The 1,376-nt window shown below is 71.9% G+C and carries 1 protein-coding gene and 1 pseudogene; one reads left to right on the forward strand and one right to left on the reverse strand.

The features are described 5' to 3' along the window. Positions 1 to 235: 235 nt before the first annotated feature. On the forward strand, positions 236 to 1,033 hold the full coding sequence (locus ACTWQJ_RS51395) for an EI24 domain-containing protein (protein ID WP_443313204.1): 798 nt from the start codon (positions 236 to 238) through the stop codon (positions 1,031 to 1,033). 26 nt (positions 1,034 to 1,059) lie between these two features. On the opposite strand, the pseudogene ACTWQJ_RS51400 reads toward ACTWQJ_RS51395, so the two are convergent. After that, positions 1,060 to 1,376 (reverse strand): annotated as a pseudogene (locus ACTWQJ_RS51400) (pyroglutamyl peptidase); the annotation flags it as partial.

The raw sequence follows: 1,376 nt of genomic DNA on the forward strand, positions 1-1,376 counted from the left end.
CCGGATCGCCCGGGCGGTGGCGGTACGCGTCTCGGCGGCGGTGTCGCCGGCGGCGGAGCCGGGGGTTGTGGTGAGTGTAACGGCTGTGTGACGAGGACAGTTGGGTCCCGGCGGCCGGAAACCACCCGCCTGCGGGACGACGAGGGCTGGGTCCTGGGCGATGGGAAACCACCCGCCTGCGGGACGACGGCGGCCGGGTCCCGGGCGGCCGGAAAGCACCGGCTAGAGTTCCCCCATGCGCGATCTTGGGGTGGGCTTCCGCTGTCTCCTGAAGGGCCAGCGATGGGTGGCCCGGCACGGCAAGCAGTACGGCTTCGGGCTGCTCCCCGGCCTGATCACACTGGTCCTGTACGCGGCGGCCCTGGTGGCGCTGGCGCTGTGGGGCGAGGACTTCGTCGCCTGGGCGACCCCGTTCGCCGACGACTGGTCGAGCCCCTGGCCGGGCCTCTTCCGCGGCTTCCTCACGGCCGTTCTGTTCGCCCTGTCCCTGCTGCTCGCGGTCCTCACCTTCACCGCGGTCACGCTGCTCATCGGGCAGCCCTTCTACGAGAGCCTCTCCGAGTCGGTCGACCGTGACGTCTCCCCGGACGGCACCGCCCCCGAGTCCGGCCTGCCCCTGTACAGGGAACTGTGGATCTCCGCCCGGGACAGCATCCGCATCGTCCTCCGGGCCGCCCTGTGGGGCGTGCTGCTGTTCGCCCTCGGGTTCATCCCGGTGTTCGGCCAGACGGCCGTCCCGGTGATCGGCTTCTTCGTCACCGGCTTCTTCCTCACCGAGGAACTCACCTCCGTCGCCCTCCAGCGCCGCGGCGTCGTCCTCCGCGACCGCCTCGCCCTCCTCCGCTCCCGCAAGTCCCTGATCTGGGGCTTCGGCACCCCACTCGGCCTTGCCTTCCTGGTCCCCTTCGTCGCCGTCTTCCTGATGCCGGGGGCGGTTGCGGGCGCGACACTGCTGGCACGGGAGCTGCGGGGCGAGGAGATCGTGGAGGAACCCGAGGACGAACCGGCGCCGCGAGCCGACGCCGGTCAGTGACACTCGGCGAAACTCGGGCGCGAACCTCAAGCAGACGTTGCGTTCGCCGCGGCCACCACGATCGCCCGTACCTGCGCGATGATGTCCAGCCGGTTCCGTACGAACTCCGGGTCGGTCACCGCACCCGTCGCCGGATCGGTGTTGCCCGCCCCGAACTGCAGCACCGGCGTGTGCACATGCCCGCCCGGCAGTGTGTCGTGCAGCCCCAGTCGGTCCCGTAGCAGCGTCGCCCGGTAGGCGATCTCGTTGTAGAGGTAGTTCCCGCCGCCGCCGGCCCGCGCCACCGACCCCGGGGTCGGCCCGTCCGGCCGGACGACCGGCTCGGGGCCGCCCGCCGGGATCT

The sequence above is a fragment of the Streptomyces sp. KR55 genome, from assembly GCF_052245645.1.
GTDB lineage: Bacteria > Actinomycetota > Actinomycetes > Streptomycetales > Streptomycetaceae > Streptomyces > Streptomyces flavusporus.

Coding starts and splice junctions, on each gene's coding strand:
- ACTWQJ_RS51395 (WP_443313204.1), top strand. CDS start 236: ATGCGCGATCTTGGGGTGGGCTTCCGCTGTCTCCTGAAGGGCCAGCGA.